The organism is Neotamlana sargassicola, from assembly GCF_020523965.1.
In the GTDB taxonomy this organism is placed as follows: domain Bacteria; phylum Bacteroidota; class Bacteroidia; order Flavobacteriales; family Flavobacteriaceae; genus Neotamlana; species Neotamlana sargassicola.
The window spans coordinates 563,888-579,493 of the sequence record NZ_JAJAPX010000002.1; the positions used below are offsets into that span (position 1 = coordinate 563,888).

General features: G+C 32.1%; 20 protein-coding genes. 10 read left to right on the forward strand and 10 right to left on the reverse strand.

From position 1 onward, the window contains the following. Nucleotides 1-40: 40 nt before the first annotated feature. The 3 genes from LG651_RS06975 to LG651_RS06985 are packed head-to-tail and all read right to left on the reverse strand — an operon-like array spanning nucleotide 41 to nucleotide 2,725. Nucleotides 41-1,168 carry a peptidylprolyl isomerase gene (locus LG651_RS06975; RefSeq protein ID WP_226695416.1) on the reverse strand — a complete coding sequence of 376 codons (1,128 nt, stop codon included), beginning with the start codon at nucleotides 1,166-1,168 and terminating at the stop codon, nucleotides 41-43. A gap of 11 nt (nucleotides 1,169-1,179) precedes the next feature. Then, on the reverse strand, nucleotides 1,180-1,713 hold the full coding sequence (gene gldI / locus LG651_RS06980) for a gliding motility-associated peptidyl-prolyl isomerase GldI (RefSeq protein WP_226695417.1): 534 nt from the start codon (nucleotides 1,711-1,713) through the stop codon (nucleotides 1,180-1,182). Continuing rightward, nucleotides 1,706-2,725 (reverse strand): DHH family phosphoesterase, encoded by a 1,020-nt coding sequence (locus LG651_RS06985; protein ID WP_226695418.1) that lies wholly within the window; start codon nucleotides 2,723-2,725, stop codon nucleotides 1,706-1,708. The genes gldI and LG651_RS06985 overlap by 8 nt, the downstream gene beginning before the upstream one ends. An 87-nt stretch (nucleotides 2,726-2,812) precedes the next feature. Here LG651_RS06985 and LG651_RS06990 point away from each other — a divergent pair, with 87 nt between their 5' ends. Continuing rightward, complete coding sequence (locus tag LG651_RS06990) at nucleotides 2,813-3,232, forward strand: nucleoside-diphosphate kinase (RefSeq protein ID WP_226695419.1); 420 nt, start codon at nucleotides 2,813-2,815, stop codon at nucleotides 3,230-3,232. Nucleotides 3,233-3,309: 77 nt separating this feature from the next. On the opposite strand, the gene LG651_RS06995 is transcribed toward LG651_RS06990, so the two are convergent. The 4 genes from LG651_RS06995 to recF all read right to left on the reverse strand — a co-directional run bounded on the left by LG651_RS06995 (nucleotide 3,310) and on the right by recF (nucleotide 5,337). After that, nucleotides 3,310-3,498 (reverse strand): cold-shock protein, encoded by a 189-nt coding sequence (locus LG651_RS06995; protein ID WP_226543938.1) that lies wholly within the window; start codon nucleotides 3,496-3,498, stop codon nucleotides 3,310-3,312. A gap of 172 nt (nucleotides 3,499-3,670) precedes the next feature. Continuing rightward, nucleotides 3,671-3,862 carry a cold-shock protein gene (locus LG651_RS07000; protein WP_226695420.1) on the reverse strand — a complete coding sequence of 64 codons (192 nt, stop codon included), beginning with the start codon at nucleotides 3,860-3,862 and terminating at the stop codon, nucleotides 3,671-3,673. 93 nt (nucleotides 3,863-3,955) lie between these two features. Then, nucleotides 3,956-4,252 carry a DUF721 domain-containing protein gene (locus LG651_RS07005; protein ID WP_226695421.1) on the reverse strand — a complete coding sequence of 99 codons (297 nt, stop codon included), beginning with the start codon at nucleotides 4,250-4,252 and terminating at the stop codon, nucleotides 3,956-3,958. A gap of 5 nt (nucleotides 4,253-4,257) precedes the next feature. Continuing rightward, complete coding sequence (recF, locus tag LG651_RS07010; RefSeq protein WP_226695422.1) at nucleotides 4,258-5,337, reverse strand: DNA replication/repair protein RecF; 1,080 nt, start codon at nucleotides 5,335-5,337, stop codon at nucleotides 4,258-4,260. A gap of 138 nt (nucleotides 5,338-5,475) precedes the next feature. Between recF and LG651_RS07015 the strand changes: the two genes are divergently transcribed. From LG651_RS07015 to LG651_RS07055, 9 genes are all read left to right on the forward strand, one after another. Further along, nucleotides 5,476-6,252 (forward strand): tetratricopeptide repeat protein, encoded by a 777-nt coding sequence (locus tag LG651_RS07015; RefSeq protein WP_226695423.1) that lies wholly within the window; start codon nucleotides 5,476-5,478, stop codon nucleotides 6,250-6,252. 3 nt (nucleotides 6,253-6,255) lie between these two features. After that, a complete protein-coding gene (gene ribH, locus LG651_RS07020) occupies nucleotides 6,256-6,741 on the forward strand; it encodes a 6,7-dimethyl-8-ribityllumazine synthase (protein WP_226695424.1) in 486 nt (161 codons plus the stop codon). Nucleotides 6,742-6,865: 124 nt separating this feature from the next. Beyond that, nucleotides 6,866-7,096, forward strand: a complete 231-nt coding sequence (locus tag LG651_RS07025; RefSeq protein WP_226695425.1) for a hypothetical protein — start codon at nucleotides 6,866-6,868, stop codon at nucleotides 7,094-7,096. A 16-nt stretch (nucleotides 7,097-7,112) separates the two neighbouring features. Beyond that, nucleotides 7,113-7,394, forward strand: a complete 282-nt coding sequence (locus LG651_RS07030) for a riboflavin synthase subunit beta (protein ID WP_226695426.1) — start codon at nucleotides 7,113-7,115, stop codon at nucleotides 7,392-7,394. A gap of 6 nt (nucleotides 7,395-7,400) precedes the next feature. Continuing rightward, the gene (gene mutL / locus LG651_RS07035; protein WP_226695427.1) at nucleotides 7,401-9,281 is read left to right on the forward strand and encodes a DNA mismatch repair endonuclease MutL; all 1,881 of its coding nucleotides are present in this window, start codon (nucleotides 7,401-7,403) and stop codon (nucleotides 9,279-9,281) included. A gap of 45 nt (nucleotides 9,282-9,326) precedes the next feature. After that, nucleotides 9,327-10,055 (forward strand): rhomboid family intramembrane serine protease, encoded by a 729-nt coding sequence (locus LG651_RS07040; RefSeq protein ID WP_226695428.1) that lies wholly within the window; start codon nucleotides 9,327-9,329, stop codon nucleotides 10,053-10,055. Then, nucleotides 10,055-10,909 carry a rhomboid family protein gene (locus LG651_RS07045; RefSeq protein ID WP_226695429.1) on the forward strand — a complete coding sequence of 285 codons (855 nt, stop codon included), beginning with the start codon at nucleotides 10,055-10,057 and terminating at the stop codon, nucleotides 10,907-10,909. Before LG651_RS07040 ends, LG651_RS07045 begins: the two co-directional genes overlap by 1 nt. Nucleotides 10,910-10,963: 54 nt before the next feature. Continuing rightward, the gene (locus LG651_RS07050; protein WP_226695430.1) at nucleotides 10,964-11,989 is read left to right on the forward strand and encodes an endonuclease/exonuclease/phosphatase family protein; all 1,026 of its coding nucleotides are present in this window, start codon (nucleotides 10,964-10,966) and stop codon (nucleotides 11,987-11,989) included. A 117-nt stretch (nucleotides 11,990-12,106) separates the two neighbouring features. Beyond that, nucleotides 12,107-13,003, forward strand: a complete 897-nt coding sequence (locus LG651_RS07055; protein ID WP_226695431.1) for a hypothetical protein — start codon at nucleotides 12,107-12,109, stop codon at nucleotides 13,001-13,003. A 1-nt stretch (nucleotide 13,004) separates the two neighbouring features. On the opposite strand, the gene LG651_RS07060 is transcribed toward LG651_RS07055, so the two are convergent. The 3 genes from LG651_RS07060 to lepB all read right to left on the reverse strand — a co-directional run bounded on the left by LG651_RS07060 (nucleotide 13,005) and on the right by lepB (nucleotide 15,603). Continuing rightward, entirely contained in the window at nucleotides 13,005-13,313 is a 309-nt protein-coding gene (locus tag LG651_RS07060; RefSeq protein ID WP_226695432.1) for a DUF6122 family protein, read from the reverse strand. Then, the gene (locus tag LG651_RS07065; RefSeq protein WP_226695433.1) at nucleotides 13,313-13,939 is read right to left on the reverse strand and encodes a WbqC family protein; all 627 of its coding nucleotides are present in this window, start codon (nucleotides 13,937-13,939) and stop codon (nucleotides 13,313-13,315) included. Before LG651_RS07065 ends, LG651_RS07060 begins: the two co-directional genes overlap by 1 nt. Nucleotides 13,940-14,031: 92 nt before the next feature. Further along, on the reverse strand, nucleotides 14,032-15,603 hold the full coding sequence (gene lepB / locus LG651_RS07070; RefSeq protein WP_226695434.1) for a signal peptidase I: 1,572 nt from the start codon (nucleotides 15,601-15,603) through the stop codon (nucleotides 14,032-14,034). Nucleotides 15,604-15,606: the final 3 nt, after the last annotated feature.

Consider the following 15,606-nt stretch of genomic DNA (forward strand, 5'->3'; position numbering starts at 1 on the left):
GGGTAAATATAACCCTAAATACAATGTTTTTTGTTAAATTTTAATTAATAAGTGAGATGGTTTCAATCTCGAAAATTAAATTAGACTTCCCAGGAATACCACGGTTGCCATATTCGCCATAGGCTAAATGGTATGGAATAAAAAAGGTAGCTTTATCTCCTAAGCTTAATTGTTTTAAGCCTTCTTTTAAACCTGCAATTAATGGTGCATCTGCACTTAATTCTAGTTCTACAGCTTCGTATTTATCTGCTAATTTTCTTTTTTCGTTTACGGCATCAAGTGCTTCTGCTGTTTCAAGCTTGCTTGTTTCTAGTAGTTTTGCGTTTTCAAAATATACGGCATAGTGGCATAAAACAATATCGCCATCTTTTAACTTTTCTCCTGTGCCTTTTTCTGAAACAAAATATTTTAAGCCAGACTCAAGTGTTTTAGCTTTAGCTTTTTGGACATCAAACTTATCTTTTGAAGCTTTAATAATAGCAGCTTCTTTTTCTGCTTTTTCTTTTGCAAGGCGTTCTTCTTCTGCAAAATGATTAATAAAAATTTCGTTGGCCTTAAATTTTTTAGCGGTTTTACCTTTTCTAATAATGTTTAGCTCTTGAATAACAACGTCGTTTTTTGGGCGATTTGCGTTATCTACTTCTACATTTGAGATAGAGTCTTGAATATTTAAACCTATAACCAATTCTCCAAATACACTATGTACATTGTCTAAATGAGGTTTAGGTATTTCGGTAATAAAAAACTGGCTGCCATTGCTGTTGGGACCTGAGTTTGCCATAGATAAAATTCCTGGTTTGTCGTGTTTTAAATCGGGGTGAAATTCATCTTTAAACTTATATCCAGGATTTCCCATGCCTGTTCCTGTTGGGTCTCCACCTTGAATCATAAATTTATCCATTACTCTATGAAAAATAAGGCCATTATAAAACTTTTTACCTTTATAAGCACTATCTACCATAGTGTTTGTGCCTTCTGCGAGCGAAACAAAATTGGCAACAGTTATTGGAGTTTTTTCAGCTTCAAGTTTAGCTACCATAGTGCCTTTATTTGTAATAAATTCAGCATAAATACCATCTTCAAGTTCAGGGTATTGAGCTTTACATGAAGTAAGATTAATACATACTAAAACATTTAAAATGAAAATAGATTTTTTGTAGATGTTCATTTTTTATGGGTTTAATTTTGGGTAATTGAGTTAACGGTTACTTCGCAGATTAAAGGGGTGTTATGTTGAATTTTATTCTCGTCTCCATAATAGCCATAGGCTTTTTGCGACGGAAAAATAAAAGTTACTGTTTCTCCAGTTTTCATAAGTTTTAAACCCTCTCTCATGCCGGCGAACAATTCTTCTTTATCCATAGCATAGTTTTGGGTTTTTATGTCTTCGAAAGAATAAATTTCCTTTCCGCTTAAGGTCTTCACATTGTAATTGTAGTTTACAATATCTCCAAACTTTGGTGTGCTAAGTGTATCTGCCTCAATTTTATTATTGTAATAATACCAAAAACCATTTTCTGATGCAATGTAATTTTGCTCTTGTTTTTGCATTAACTTTTCAATTAAGGCATGTTCTGTAGCATTTAATTTTTTGTTACGTTCTACAGATTCGTTAATAAAAGAACCAGATTTTACAGTAATTGGGCGTCTTGCTTCTGGTGTTTTACAACCCATTATAAAAATGGGTATTAGTAGCGTTAAAAACTTATTCATTATTAAGGGCATTATTGTAAGATGGTAATATACTAATAAATTTTTCAACTGTTTCATTTAGAGATAAACTACTTCGCCCTCCTGCAGCATTGGTGTGGCCGCCACCGTTAAAATGTTCTCGAGACATTAAGTTTACCGAAAAATTACCTTTAGATCTTAATGAGATTTTTATGATACCTTCCTGTTTATCTTCAATAAAAATTGCAGCTAAAACAATACCCTGTAGTGATAAGCCATAATTAACAAAGCCTTCAGTAAAGCCTTTTTTATAATTGTAGCGATTAAGTTCGTCCTGAGAAAGTGTAATATAAGCCGTTTTACTTTCAGGTATGGTTTTTAAGTTGTTAAGAGCACAACCCAATAGTTGTAAACGTTCAAAACTATTAGTGTCGTAAATATTGTTATGTATTTGCGAGTTATTAGCGCCTTTCTCAATTAAATTGGCAATAATATGATGTGTTTTACTTGTAGTTGATGGAAAACGAAACGAACCAGTATCAGTCATTATACCTAAATATAAGCAGGTAGCAATATCGGCATCAATTAAATTGGTGTCGTTTAATAAATCTATGTAATTGTAAACCATTTCGCAGGTAGAGGTCATACTAACATCGCTATAAGTATAGGTAGCATAATTATCTGGCGCTTGATGGTGATCTATCATTATTTTTAAAGCCTCACTGTTAGCTAGAGCGGTTTCCATTTCTCCAGTTCTGTGGAAAGCATTAAAATCTAGAGTAAAAATAACATCGGCACAATTAATTAAATTGTCGCTAGTATCTTTATCTGTTTCATATTTTAAAACAACGTTATTTCCAGGAACCCATTTTAAAAATTCTGGATAATCGTTTGGCATTATAACCTGTACATTATGATTTAGTTTTTTTAAATAATGAAATAACCCTAGCGATGAGCCAATAGCATCGCCATCTGGGTTTTTGTGGGCTACAATTACGATGTGTTTTGGGGTTGAAAATAAATGTTTTATGTCGAGTAAATCTTGCTTTTTCATAGTTTGCGAAGATACAATTTTTTTAAAATTGAATAACTTGTTTTTAATTATAAATAGCGTACTTTTGCAGGCAAATAAATACATTATATGGCAACAAATAGAACATTTACAATGCTTAAGCCTGATGCTGTTGAAAAAGGACACATTGGTGCAATACTAGAAAAAATTTCTGCTTCAGGTTTTAAAATTGTAGCAATGAAATTAACACAATTAACTAAAGCTGATGCTGAAGAATTTTATGCAATACACAGCGAGCGTCCGTTTTATGGAGAGTTAGTAGAATACATGACTCGCGGGCCAATTGTTGCGGCTATTCTTGAAAAAGAAAATGCGGTTGAAGATTTTAGAACTTTAATTGGAGCAACTAATCCAGAGGATGCAGCAGAAGGAACTATTAGAAAATTATATGCAGAATCTATTAGCCAAAATGCAGTGCATGGAAGCGATAGCGATGAAAACGCTGCTATTGAAGGTGCTTTCCATTTTTCTGGAAGAGACACTTTTTAATTTTTTAGTTATAATAAATACAAAAAAGCCCGCAACAATGTTGCGGGCTTTTGTTTTCTTAAAAAGTTACTACTATATTAAACAAGTTTTACGTTTACAGCGTTTAACCCTTTTCTTCCTTCTTGTAAATCGAATTCTACGTTATCTCCTTGTTGAATTTCATCAATTAAACCAGAGATGTGAACAAAATGTTCTTTGTTTGAACCTTCTTCTGTAATAAAACCAAATCCTTTGGTATCGTTGAAGAATTTTACTGTTCCTGTCATTTTTTTTTAAGATATTAAATTAATTATTTGTGTTAATGCAAACTCAGTGCCAAATAATAATTATTAGCTATCTATTTAACAAAAAGTTAGACAAGCGAAAGATAAAAAAAAAGCCTGTTCAAAATAAATTTTAAACAGACTTTTTTAAAATTGTAAGTGTTAAAGTATATGTTTAGATTACTTTTACGTTTACGGCGTTTAATCCTTTTCTACCTTCTTGTAGATCGAATTCAACATTATCGCCTTCACGAATTTCATCGACAAGTCCTGAAATGTGTACGAAATGTTCTTTGTTGTTGTCCTCTTCTACGATAAATCCAAATCCTTTTGAATCATTGAAGAATTTTACGGTACCTTTACTCATTGTGTTTTTATTAAATTAAGCGACAAAGGTAATGTAAATAAGTATAGTAACCGGTGTTTTAGCGGTTTATTTTAAATAAATTTTAAGTTGTATTTATCTTAAAATCAGATTCTTAATAATTTCTTTGCCTAACTCTTCGTTAAGCATATTAATTATTTTTTGTTTTCCGTAGCTTAATTCTTCACGAAGTACACTGGAGCTTAAGCTAACATAAAGGGTTTCGCGCTCTAAACTAACCGAAGTGGTATAGTTGTTTATGCCGTTACCCATTAAATTTTCCCAGGCATTAGCAACGTTTACTTTATCTAGGCCTTTATCTAACTTGTTAGTTTCAACAAACTGCTTTAGCGCATCGCTAATACTTAAGTGGTCGTGGTTTCGTTTTGCCATAGTTTTTACAGGTTAAATATCTCGTAGCTTTGGTGTACTTGTTTTACAGCATTTTCGGTTCTGTTAGCATGTGTATCGCTTATAAATAACTGGCCAAAATTTTCATCGTCAACTAATTTAATAATTTGTGCAACTCGGTTTTCATCTAATTTATCAAAAATATCATCGAGTAATAAAATAGGGTTAACGCCGCTTTGGGCTTTTATAAAATCGAACTGTGCTAATTTTAAAGCTATTAAAAATGATTTTTGTTGTCCTTGGCTCCCGAATTTTTTAATGGGGTGCGTTTCTATATTAAATTGTAAATCGTCTTTATGTATGCCAACACTAGTGTATTGTAGTGCTTTATCTTTATTAATGGCTTGTTTTAAAAGTGTGTCTAAATCATTATCAAACAAATGGCTATTATATACCAAATCTACTTCTTCATTACCATTACTAATAGCGTTGTAGCGCGACTTAAAAATAGGAATAAATTCTTGTAAAAAGGCATCGCGTTTTTTAAAAACTTGAGAGCCGTATTCGTTTAATTGGTTGTTGTAAACATCTAGTGTGTCTTGGTTAAACGTGTGGTTTAGTGCAAAATATTTTAATAATGCATTACGTTGTGCCAGAGTTTTATTATAACTAATTAATTGGTTTAAATAAGTTTTATCGCTTTGCGAAATTACGCTATCAATAAATTTTCTGCGGGTATCGCTACCTTCAATAATTAAGTCTCTATCGGCAGGCGAAATAATTACTAAAGGCAAAAAACCAATATGTTCACTAAATTTTTCGTAAGCTTTTCCGTTACGTTTAATTATTTTTTTTTGGCCCCGTTTTAGACTTATTGTTATTTTTTCTTCAGCTTCAATTTTTTCGTAATTACCATTTATTACAAAAAAATCTTCACCGTGTTTTATGTTTTGCGATGCTACAGGGTTAAAATAACTTTTTCCGAAAGATAAATGATAAATTGCATCGAGTACATTTGTTTTTCCAATGCCATTGTTACCTACAATACAGTTAATTTTGTTGTTAAAAACAAAAGATTTACTCTCGAAATTTTTGTAATTAAGTAAAGAAAGTGATTTTAAAATCATAAAAAAAGGCAACTATAAATGCATTTAAAGGCTTACAAGCTTAAAGAAGCGCAAATTATTGAAAAATATCAAATAAATAGGCTTTTAGTTATGAAGAAAAATTTTATTTTTGCGCCACATTAATTTAGACAGCATAGCATGGCGACGTATAAAAAGAAAGGTGGGAAACCACAAACAAAAGTAGAAAAGCAAATTGATATTGAAGAGGATTCTACTACGGCCGAAGTATTTAATACTTTAGATGAAACAGCTTCAAAAACAGAGGCTTTTGTACAAAAAAATCAAAAATATATATTTATTATTATTGGTGTTGTAGCCTTAATAGTTCTTGGTTCTATGGGGTACAAAGAGTTTATTGCTAAGCCAAAACAAACTAACGCTATGAACGATATGTTCCAAGCGCAGAAGTATTTTAACGAGGCTGTAAATAATGCAGGTACAGCAAAAGATTCATTATTTAATTTAGCATTAACTGGAGGAGAAGGTAAATTCGGTATGTTAGATATTATTGATGAATACAGCGGAACACCGTCTGCTAATTTAGCAAATTATTATGCTGGTACGGCATACCTAAATTTGAAAGATTACAAAAATGCTATTGAGTATTTAAGTGATTTTAGCAGTGAAGATGAGGTTTTAGCTCCATTAGCAAAAGGAAATATAGGTGATGCTTTTGCTCAGTTAAACCAACCAGAAGACGCTTTAAGTTACTACGAAGAAGCAGCAAATATGCGAGATAACGAATACACTACACCAATGTATTTGTACAAAGCAGGTGTAATAGCTTTAGAGTTAGGAAAAGCAAGTAAAGCATTAGGTTACTTCGAGACTATAAAAGAAGATTACGCTAATTCAACTGAAGCTTCGCAGGTTGAAGTTTTAATAGGTAAAGCGCAGGTGTTGGCTAATAAATAATATATGGCTACAGAAAATAAAAACTTATCACAATACGATAAAAACACAATCCCAAACGCGAGCAACTTTCGGTTTGGGATTGTTGTTTCAGAGTGGAACGAAAACATCACAGAAGGTTTATACCAAGGTGCTTTTGATGCTTTAATTGATAACGGTGTGCCTCACAATTCTATAATTCGTTGGGATGTACCAGGAAGCTTCGAGCTAATTTATGGCTGCAAAAAAATGATAGAGCAAAATGTTGATGCTGTAATTGCTATTGGAAGTGTAATACAAGGGGAAACCAAACACTTTGATTTTGTTTGCGCAGGTGTTACTCAAGGTATAAAAGATTTAAATATAATTACCGATACACCAGTAGTATTTTGTGTACTTACCGATAATACCATGCAACAAGCCATAGATCGTTCTGGAGGTAAACATGGAAATAAAGGTACAGAGGCTGCTATAGCTGCAATAAAAATGGCTAATTTAAAGTCAAATAGCTAATATTAAGCTTGTTTAAGTTACCAATAGTCTCTTGTCGTTAAGCATTAATGTTAACAATTTTTGGCATTTCTCCACTTAGTTTCTGCCTATTTTTAAGTATTTTTGAGGTTTAAATACCACAATTTTGTTTAAACAACGTAAGCCCAGGACTTTTAATTATCAACCTCGATTTTCAAAGGAAAATCAAGAGCAATCTCACGAAAGTGAAACAGATAAAAAAGACTTTGCTTCAAAATGGCGAAATAGTGTTGGTAACAGAAAAAAAGTGAAAGGCATTATGCCAATGCGTACTTTAATTTTGGCTTTGGTATTATTATTGATTTGTATGTATTTACTCGAAAAAAAATACATGTAACTTAAAGCTAAACATTATGGGACTTTTAAAAACGCGTAAAAACAAAAAATTTAATTATCAACCACGTTATTTTGACGATAAAGGTGAAGGTAATCCGTTTGAAATTAAACATAAATTCGACGATTTTAGAAAAACCATTGAAACTAATAAAAGCATAAAAACCCGATTTAATGAGGCTTTAGACGATTATAAAAATCCAGATAAAGAGGCTAACCGTCGTATTTTAATAATTGTAGGGATTTTAGTTTTAATATTTTTATTTATAATCGATTTCGATTTATCTATATTTTTTTCATAATAATTTATGGCAGACATTATACAACTTTTACCCGATCATGTAGCAAACCAAATAGCCGCAGGAGAAGTTGTACAGCGTCCAGCTTCGGTAGTAAAAGAACTTCTTGAAAATGCTATTGATGCAGGGGCTAATACTATAAAATTAATTATTAAAGATGCCGGTAAAACCTTAGTACAGGTAATAGATGATGGCAAGGGCATGAGTACTACAGATGCACGTTTAAGTTTTGAGCGTCATGCTACTTCAAAAATTAAATCTGCAGACGATTTATTTCAGCTTAATACTAAAGGATTTCGTGGTGAAGCTTTGGCGAGTATTGCAGCCATTGCCCATGTAGAGCTTAAAACCAAACAAGAAACAGACGATGTTGGTAACACCATACAAATAGAGGGTAGCAAGGTGGTTACACAAGAAATTGTGGTAACACCCAAAGGCACATCGGTTGCGGTAAAAAACTTGTTTTTTAATATTCCGGCACGACGTAATTTTTTAAAATCAGATGCTGTAGAATTACGCCATATTATGGATGAGTTTCATCGTGTAGCTTTAGCTCATCCTTCTATAAATTTTCTTTTTTACAATAACGGAAGCGAAACCTTTAATTTGCCGGTTAGTAATTTTAGGCAACGTATTGTAAATATTTTTGGAAGTAAAACCAATGAAAAGTTGGTGCCAGTTAACGAAGATACCGAAGTACTTAAAATTTCTGGTTTTGTTGGTAAGCCCGAGTTTGCCAAAAAAACACGTGGTGAGCAGTATTTTTTTGTGAATAATAGATTTATAAAAAGTGCTTATTTAAATCATGCCATTGCCTCGGCGTTTGAAGGGTTATTAAAAAACGGAACACACGCGAGCTATTTTTTAAATTTAGATGTAGATCCGCAAACCATAGATATTAATATTCATCCCACTAAAACTGAAATTAAATTTGACGACGAGCATACGCTTTACGCTATTTTACGTTCGGCTGTAAAACATAGTTTAGGGCAATTTAATATAGCACCTGTTCTAGATTTTGATAGAGATCCTAATTTAGATACCTCGTATACCCAGCAAAAAATTAATATTAAAGCACCGGAAATTGAGGTTGATAGAAGTTTTAATCCGTTTAAAAACGAGCCTATTAAAACAGAATCTAAATCGTCTTTCTCAGGTAGACAAACCACATCGTTCAAGCCAACACCTAATAATTGGGATAGTTTGTATGTTGGCGTGGCTTCAAAAGAAATAAATAATAATAACGAAACACTTGTAGATTTTAGTGAAGTTCAATTTGAAAGTGAAGAGCAAACAGCTTCAATGTTTGATAATAATGAGGTAGAACAAGCTAATACAACCTATCAAATTCACAATAAATACATTGTAAGCACAATAAAATCTGGTATGTTGGTTATCGATCAATACCGTGCACATCAAAGGGTTTTATATGAAGATTTTTTAAAGAATCTTACTATAAAAGAAGCTACAAGTCAGCAGTTATTATTTCCGCTACAGTTACATTTTTCAAAACAAGATGTAGAGATCATCAGTCAATTAAAAGAAGATTTAGAATTTACAGGATTTTTATTTTCAGAAATAACTAAAGAAACAGTCGAAATTACTGGGGTTCCGGTAGGTGTTCCCGAAAGCGAAGTGTCTATTATTTTAGAACAGTTAATAAGCGATGTAGAAAACGAGGTGCCCGATAGTAATTTTAGTGCGGCCGATTTACTAGCGAAATCTATGGCTAAAAGTTTAGCAATTAAAACAGGGCAGGCTTTAAAAAAAGATGAGCAAGAACACTTGGTAAATAAACTTTTTGCTTGTAAAGAGCCAAACGTTTCGCCTGCTAATAAAACAACATTTATTACTATGAGTGTTGATGAGTTAGATAAAAAATTTATATGATGTAACCTCTGTAATATAGAGGTTTACAAAAAGAGAGTTTAAATTATGATGAGAATTTCAGATACCGTAAAACATTTAATAATTATTAATGTATTAGTGTTTATAGGTACATTAACGATAGGTGGAGGTCAATTATTTTATGAATGGTTTGCCTTATATTTTCCAAAAAACGAAGCGTTTAAACCTTGGCAAATTGTTACACATATGTTTATGCATGGTGGCTTTACACATTTGTTATTTAATATGTTTGCACTTTGGATGTTTGGTTCGCCTGTAGAGAATGTTTTAGGCTCAAAGCGCTTTTTGTTTATATATTTTTCTGCTGGTTTAGGTGCTGTGGCATTACAGTTAGGGTATTATTATTTTAAATATATTCCTATGGAGCAAGAGGCGATGGCTTTAGGTTTTACGCAAGATCAAATTGTAGAAGTATTTAAAGAAGGCAAGGCATTTCGTGCAATAGGGCAAGAGTTTAACCAGATTTATTATGCTTCAATGGTTGGTGCATCGGGATGTATTATGGGAATTTTAGCTGCTTTTGGTATGATGAACCCTAATGCAGAACTTATGATGATTTTTCTTCCAATTCCTATAAAAGCCAAGTATTTTATCCCAGGAATTATTATATTAGACTTAGTTTCAGGTATAACAGGGCAATCCTTTTTTAGCCCAAGTAATACGGCTTATATGGCTCACGTTGGTGGTGCTATTACCGGATTTATTATTATGTGGTATTGGAAAAAAAATCAGTTTAACCAAAATCGTTGGTATTAATGAGTTCTTTTGTTCAAGACTTAAAATATAAATTTTCAAACCTAAATGTACTTGAAAAAATTATAGCCATAAATGTGGTTGTTTTTTTTCTATCACTTGTGTTTAAAAACCAAATGACTTGGTTTGAATTACCTAGTAGTTTTGGTGAGTTTATTACCAAACCATGGACTATAATTAGTTATGCGTTTTTGCATTCGGAAACCGATTTTTTGCATATTCTATTTAATATGCTTTGGTTGTATTTTTTGGGGCGAATGTTTTTAAACTTATTTAGTCCAAAAATGGCTTTAAACGTTTATTTTTTAGGGGCTATTTTTGGGGGTGTACTATTTATGTTGGGTTATAATTTATTACCATCACTTTTCGGTGGTCATTCTAGGCTGTTAGGTGCTTCTGCTGCTGTTAGGGCTTTACTTATTTTTTTATGTGCTTATATGCCCAATCAAGAAGTGCGTTTTTTTACTTTTAATATTAAACTTTGGTATATAGGTTTAGGTATTGTGGCTTTAGATGTGTTTGGGTTATTTGGTGTAAACGCAGGAGGGAATTTAGCCCATTTGGGTGGTGCAATTCTTGGTTATGTTTATGCCAAACAATTACAAGCAGGAAGCGATATTGGTAAAGGTTTCGAGCGTTTTATGGATAAAATTGTCAATCTTTTCAAGTCCTCTAAAAGAGGACCGTTAAAAACTGTTCATAAAAATAAAAATAAAGTTGGTGGGTACACTAAAGCTGATTTTAATGAGTTTAATAATCAAAAAAAAATTGATGTTATTCTAGATAAAATAAGTAAAAGTGGTTACGATAGTTTAACATCAGAAGAAAAAGAATTCCTGTTTAGAGCAGGGAAATAAAAGTTAAAGCTAGAAGCTAAAGTTTAAAAACTAAGGCATATATAGTAAAAAGCTATGAGTAAACTAAGCTTCACGAATAAAATAGTTTATTTTTTAAATACAGTAGTTGCTGTATTACTATTGCTGTCTTATATTTTACCATTTTTGCCACCTAAAACCTTTAGTATTCTTGCAGTACTTAATCTGGGCGTTTCCTTTTTAATAATACTTAATGTTATATTTTTTATTTATTGGTTAATTAAGTTTAAACGAAAGTTTATGCTGTCTTTAACCGTATTACTTATAGGTTATTTTGGCTTTGGTTCGCTTTACAAGTTTTCATCTGCCAAAAATATTGAAGATAGCGGCAATTTTAAAGTAATGAATTATAATGTTCGTTTGTTTAATTTATACGAATGGCTGCCAGGAACCGATGTTGATACTAAAATTATAGATTTAATTAAAACAGAATCGCCAGATATTTTAAGCCTTCAAGAATATCATTCTCGGGAAGATGTTAATTTATCTTTTTTTAAATATAAATATGAAAAGCTTTCAGGTAAAAAAATAAAATCAGGACAAGCCATTTACTCTCAGTTTCCCATAATAAACTCGGGTTCTATTGAGTTTCCAAATACATCAAATAATGCCATTTTTGCTGATGTAGTAAAAGGCAACGATACCATTCGCGTGTATAATATTCATTTAGAGTCAATGCGAATTAATACACAGGTTGAAAGTTTAAAAAAGGAAAACTCCGAGCGTTTGTTTAATCGAATTAGCAATACATTTAAAATGCAACAGTTCCAAACTGAGTTGTTTTTAATGCACAAAAAGCAATGCGATTATAAAATGATTATTTGTGGTGATTTTAATAACACCGCTTTTTCATATGTTTATAAAACTATAAAAGGCGATTTAAACGATACTTTTATTCAGGCGGGTTCTGGTTTTGGACGTACATATCATTTTAAATTCTTTCCTGTTCGTATAGACTTTATTTTTGCAGATGAAGCTTTTAATGTAAATGGTTTTAAAACATACGATAACTATTATTCCGATCATTATCCTATAACTACAACTTTAAGTTTAAAGAAATAACATAACTTCTTGTTAACATGTTTGCTTAAAAATTAGCTTTATAGCTATATCCCGATAACTTTATAATAATCTTTACAGGCTATGTTTGTTTATTACTAACCATTTAGTTTTTTAATAATGCAAACGCAACTCAATACCCACCAACCTGAAGTTTTTTTTCATGTTGGTACTGCAAAAACAGGAACAACTTTTTTACAATATCGCGTATTCCCAAAGTTAAAAGGCCTTTATTATATTCAACGGACACGCTACAAAAAGGCTATTAAAATTATACAAAAAGGCGAACACAACCGTTATTTAGTGTCTAGAGAGTTAGATCGACGTGTTTTTGAAAAAGAAGTAGAGCGTTTTGCAAAAGCATACCCAAATACCTTAGCAATTATTGTATTTAGAAGGCATGATAGCTATATAGCATCAGAGTATCGCAGGTATGTAAAAAATGGTTTTACAGGAAGTTTTAAAGATTTTTTTGATGTACAAAATGATTCAGGGTTCTTTAAAAAAGAGCATATGGACTACGATAGGCAAATAAAAATATTAGAAAAAAACTTTAATAAAAAACCACTTGTTTTAGTTTATAACGATTTAAAAAATGACTCGAAAGCATTTATAGGAGGCATTGCAAATGCTTTAGAAGCTACAGTAGATTTAAGTACTTTAGATTTATCTAGAAAACACAAATCCTACTCCGAAAAACAATTAAAAGCGATGCAATTTATGGGCAAGTTTATAAACATGACTAAACGTCGCGGATTTAAGAACAGCTTTTTAAACTTATTATTTAGGCTGTATTTAGGAACATTACGATATGGAATTCTGTATGGTGCGCGATTATTGCCAGATACCATGTTTTCAAAATCACCACTTATTAGCAAGAAGGATTTAAAAGAAGTAAAAAAATATTATAAAGCCGACTGGAAAGCTTGTAAATCTTACAGTACAAGATTGGTTACAGATTTTAGCCAAATTGAAGCTGTAGATTTAAATGAAGATTTAATTTACGGCGGAATATAGCTTACATAAAACTACAATCTAAAATATCGGCAATAATATGAATTACGAGGCCTAAGGCCACTAATCGAGATTTTTTAGGCACTAGAAGAAATATATAAAACAAAATAGCAAACCAAGAATGTAACGGATGATAGCCAATACTACAGCGACCCGAGTCGAAAATTGGTGTGGCTAATATATGATCCAAATCTATTAATATTCCAGCAGCCATAGTTAGGTAGGCAATTTTCCAGTTGGTTTTATAAAATAATAAAGCAATTACAAGTGGTAATAAAAAGTGTGTGCCGTAATGTACAATGGGTTGTAGCATTATTGTATCACATTTAGTTGCTGAGACTCCAAATAATTTAATGTGTTTGGTCCTTCATTAAATAATAAATCTAATATGCTTAAATTAGGAATAAAGCCGTGTTTACTGCTAAAAACTTGGGTGTAGCTATCAAAGTTAGGTGTGTTTTCTTTTTTTGCATTAACCAGCGGTCTAAAATCTGTTTTATCGTTTATTTCTTTTTGATAAGTTTCAGATTTTGTGAAATTTAAATCCAATTGTAAACAATCGCAAATTACCTCAAAACACTTCAAATTAAAATCTAGAATAAAATCCTGTTTTGTTGTAAATAATGGTTGTAATTCATCTTCATAAAACTCAAAAAAAGGAGAGGTTTTGTAAGCCGATTCTAAAGATTTCCAATGATTGCTTTGCCACTTTTCTTCATTAAAAATTTTAACATCGCGGTATTTTTGCCTGTTTTTTTGTGAGTAACTAACTGGAATATTTAAAGTAAGTTTTCCGTTTGCGCCGTAAATATTTGTACGATTACGGTAGGTTTGTTTTATAAAATTATCATCCATTTCAAAGTACACTTCTTCGGCATTTGCTATAGCAACAAAATGTTTAATGTTTGGAAAATATGTTGGGTGGATAATAATGTTCATAATCTAAATTCCCACGAAAGTGGGAATCTTAATAGAAGTTGTCTTAATGTTTTAAATCGCTTAAAGTGTATGAAGTGTTTCGATAGTTTTTGTTATTCTGCCTTCTTACGGTTACGCCATTGGCTAAACCCAAAATAAGCAGCTATTAAAACTAAAAATGGAATTAAGAAAGAGGTTGCTTTACCTGTTCCAGAAACGGTTGTAAAAAAGCGTTCCCAACGTGGGCTTGAACCATCCCAACTCATCCAAATAAACACCGGTTTACCAACTACATGGCTAAACGGTACAAATCCCCATGCACGAGCATCAATAGAGTTGTGGCGGTTATCACCCATCATCCAATAGTAATTTTGTTTAAAGGTGTAGCTGTTGGCCACTTCACCATTTATTAAAATTTGATTTCCGTTTACACTTAAGGTATTGCCTTCGTATTCTGTAATGGCTCGTTTATAAAGCGGTAAATTATCAATTGTAATTTCTATGCTTTTTCCTTCTTCAGGAATATAAAGTGGTCCAAATTGATCTACGTTCCAGTTGTAATTTGGGTCATGCGGAAAAATATTAGGATCGCGCTCGCCTTTTTCTTTTATGTTGGGCGTAATGCTAACTACATTTGGGTTGTTTTTAAATTTGGCTAATGCTTCATCTGAAATCGCTGAAAAATAATAGGTGTTTTGGTTATTTATAATTCCGAAACCATCAGTAATATCGTAGCGATCTTTTAAGTATTTTGGGTTAAACTGACTCGTTTTAGGTTGTACAAAATAACTAAATTGTAAGTGTGCTCTATCTGGCAGTTCGTTTTTCTTTCCGTTAATATAAACAAAACCATCGCGAACTTCTAAAGTATCACCAGCAACACCAACACATCGTTTAACTAAGTTGGTTTTTTTATCGATTGGCTTGTAGTAATTACGATCTGGATGAAAATTATTCATATCTAAAAGCGTATCGGCTGGTTGGTTAAATACCACAATGTCGTTACGCTCTATTTTTTCAAATCCAGGAATGCGCAAATAGGGTAGTTGCAACAGGTTTTTCCATGACTTACTATCCTTATGATCATCAAATAAATACGATTTCTTTTTTATAACAGGAATAGTGTCGTGCACCATTGGAGCAGCCACAGTTGTATTAGGTACACGGGCTCCGTAGTGAAATTTACTAACAAATAAAAAGTCGCCAACTAGCAACGATTTTTCTAGGGACGACGACGGAATAGTAAATGGTTGTATAAAATAAGTGTGTACAATAGTTGCAGCCACGATAGCGAATAAAATAGAACTTGTCCATTCACCAGAACCAGATTTTGGTTGTAAACTCCTGTTCTCAATATAACTTACATCTGCAACATAATTTAAATAGTAGTTGTAAAAACCTAAGGTTAAAACAGCAAGAGCAGTATCTAAATGAGTGTTTTTACCAAAACTTCTGGCAGTTTCTACCCAAACCACCATAAACATGATTAGGTTTACAATTGGTAGAAATAATAAAATGGTCCACCACCAAGGGCGATTAATTATTTTCATTAAAACTACGGCATTGTAAACAGGAACAAAGGCTTCCCAAGCTTGTTTACCTGCTTTAATATAAAGTTTCCAGGTGCCTAAACCATGAATTACTTGAATAATTAAAAAGAAAATAAACCACTGCGACCAAGTCATAAT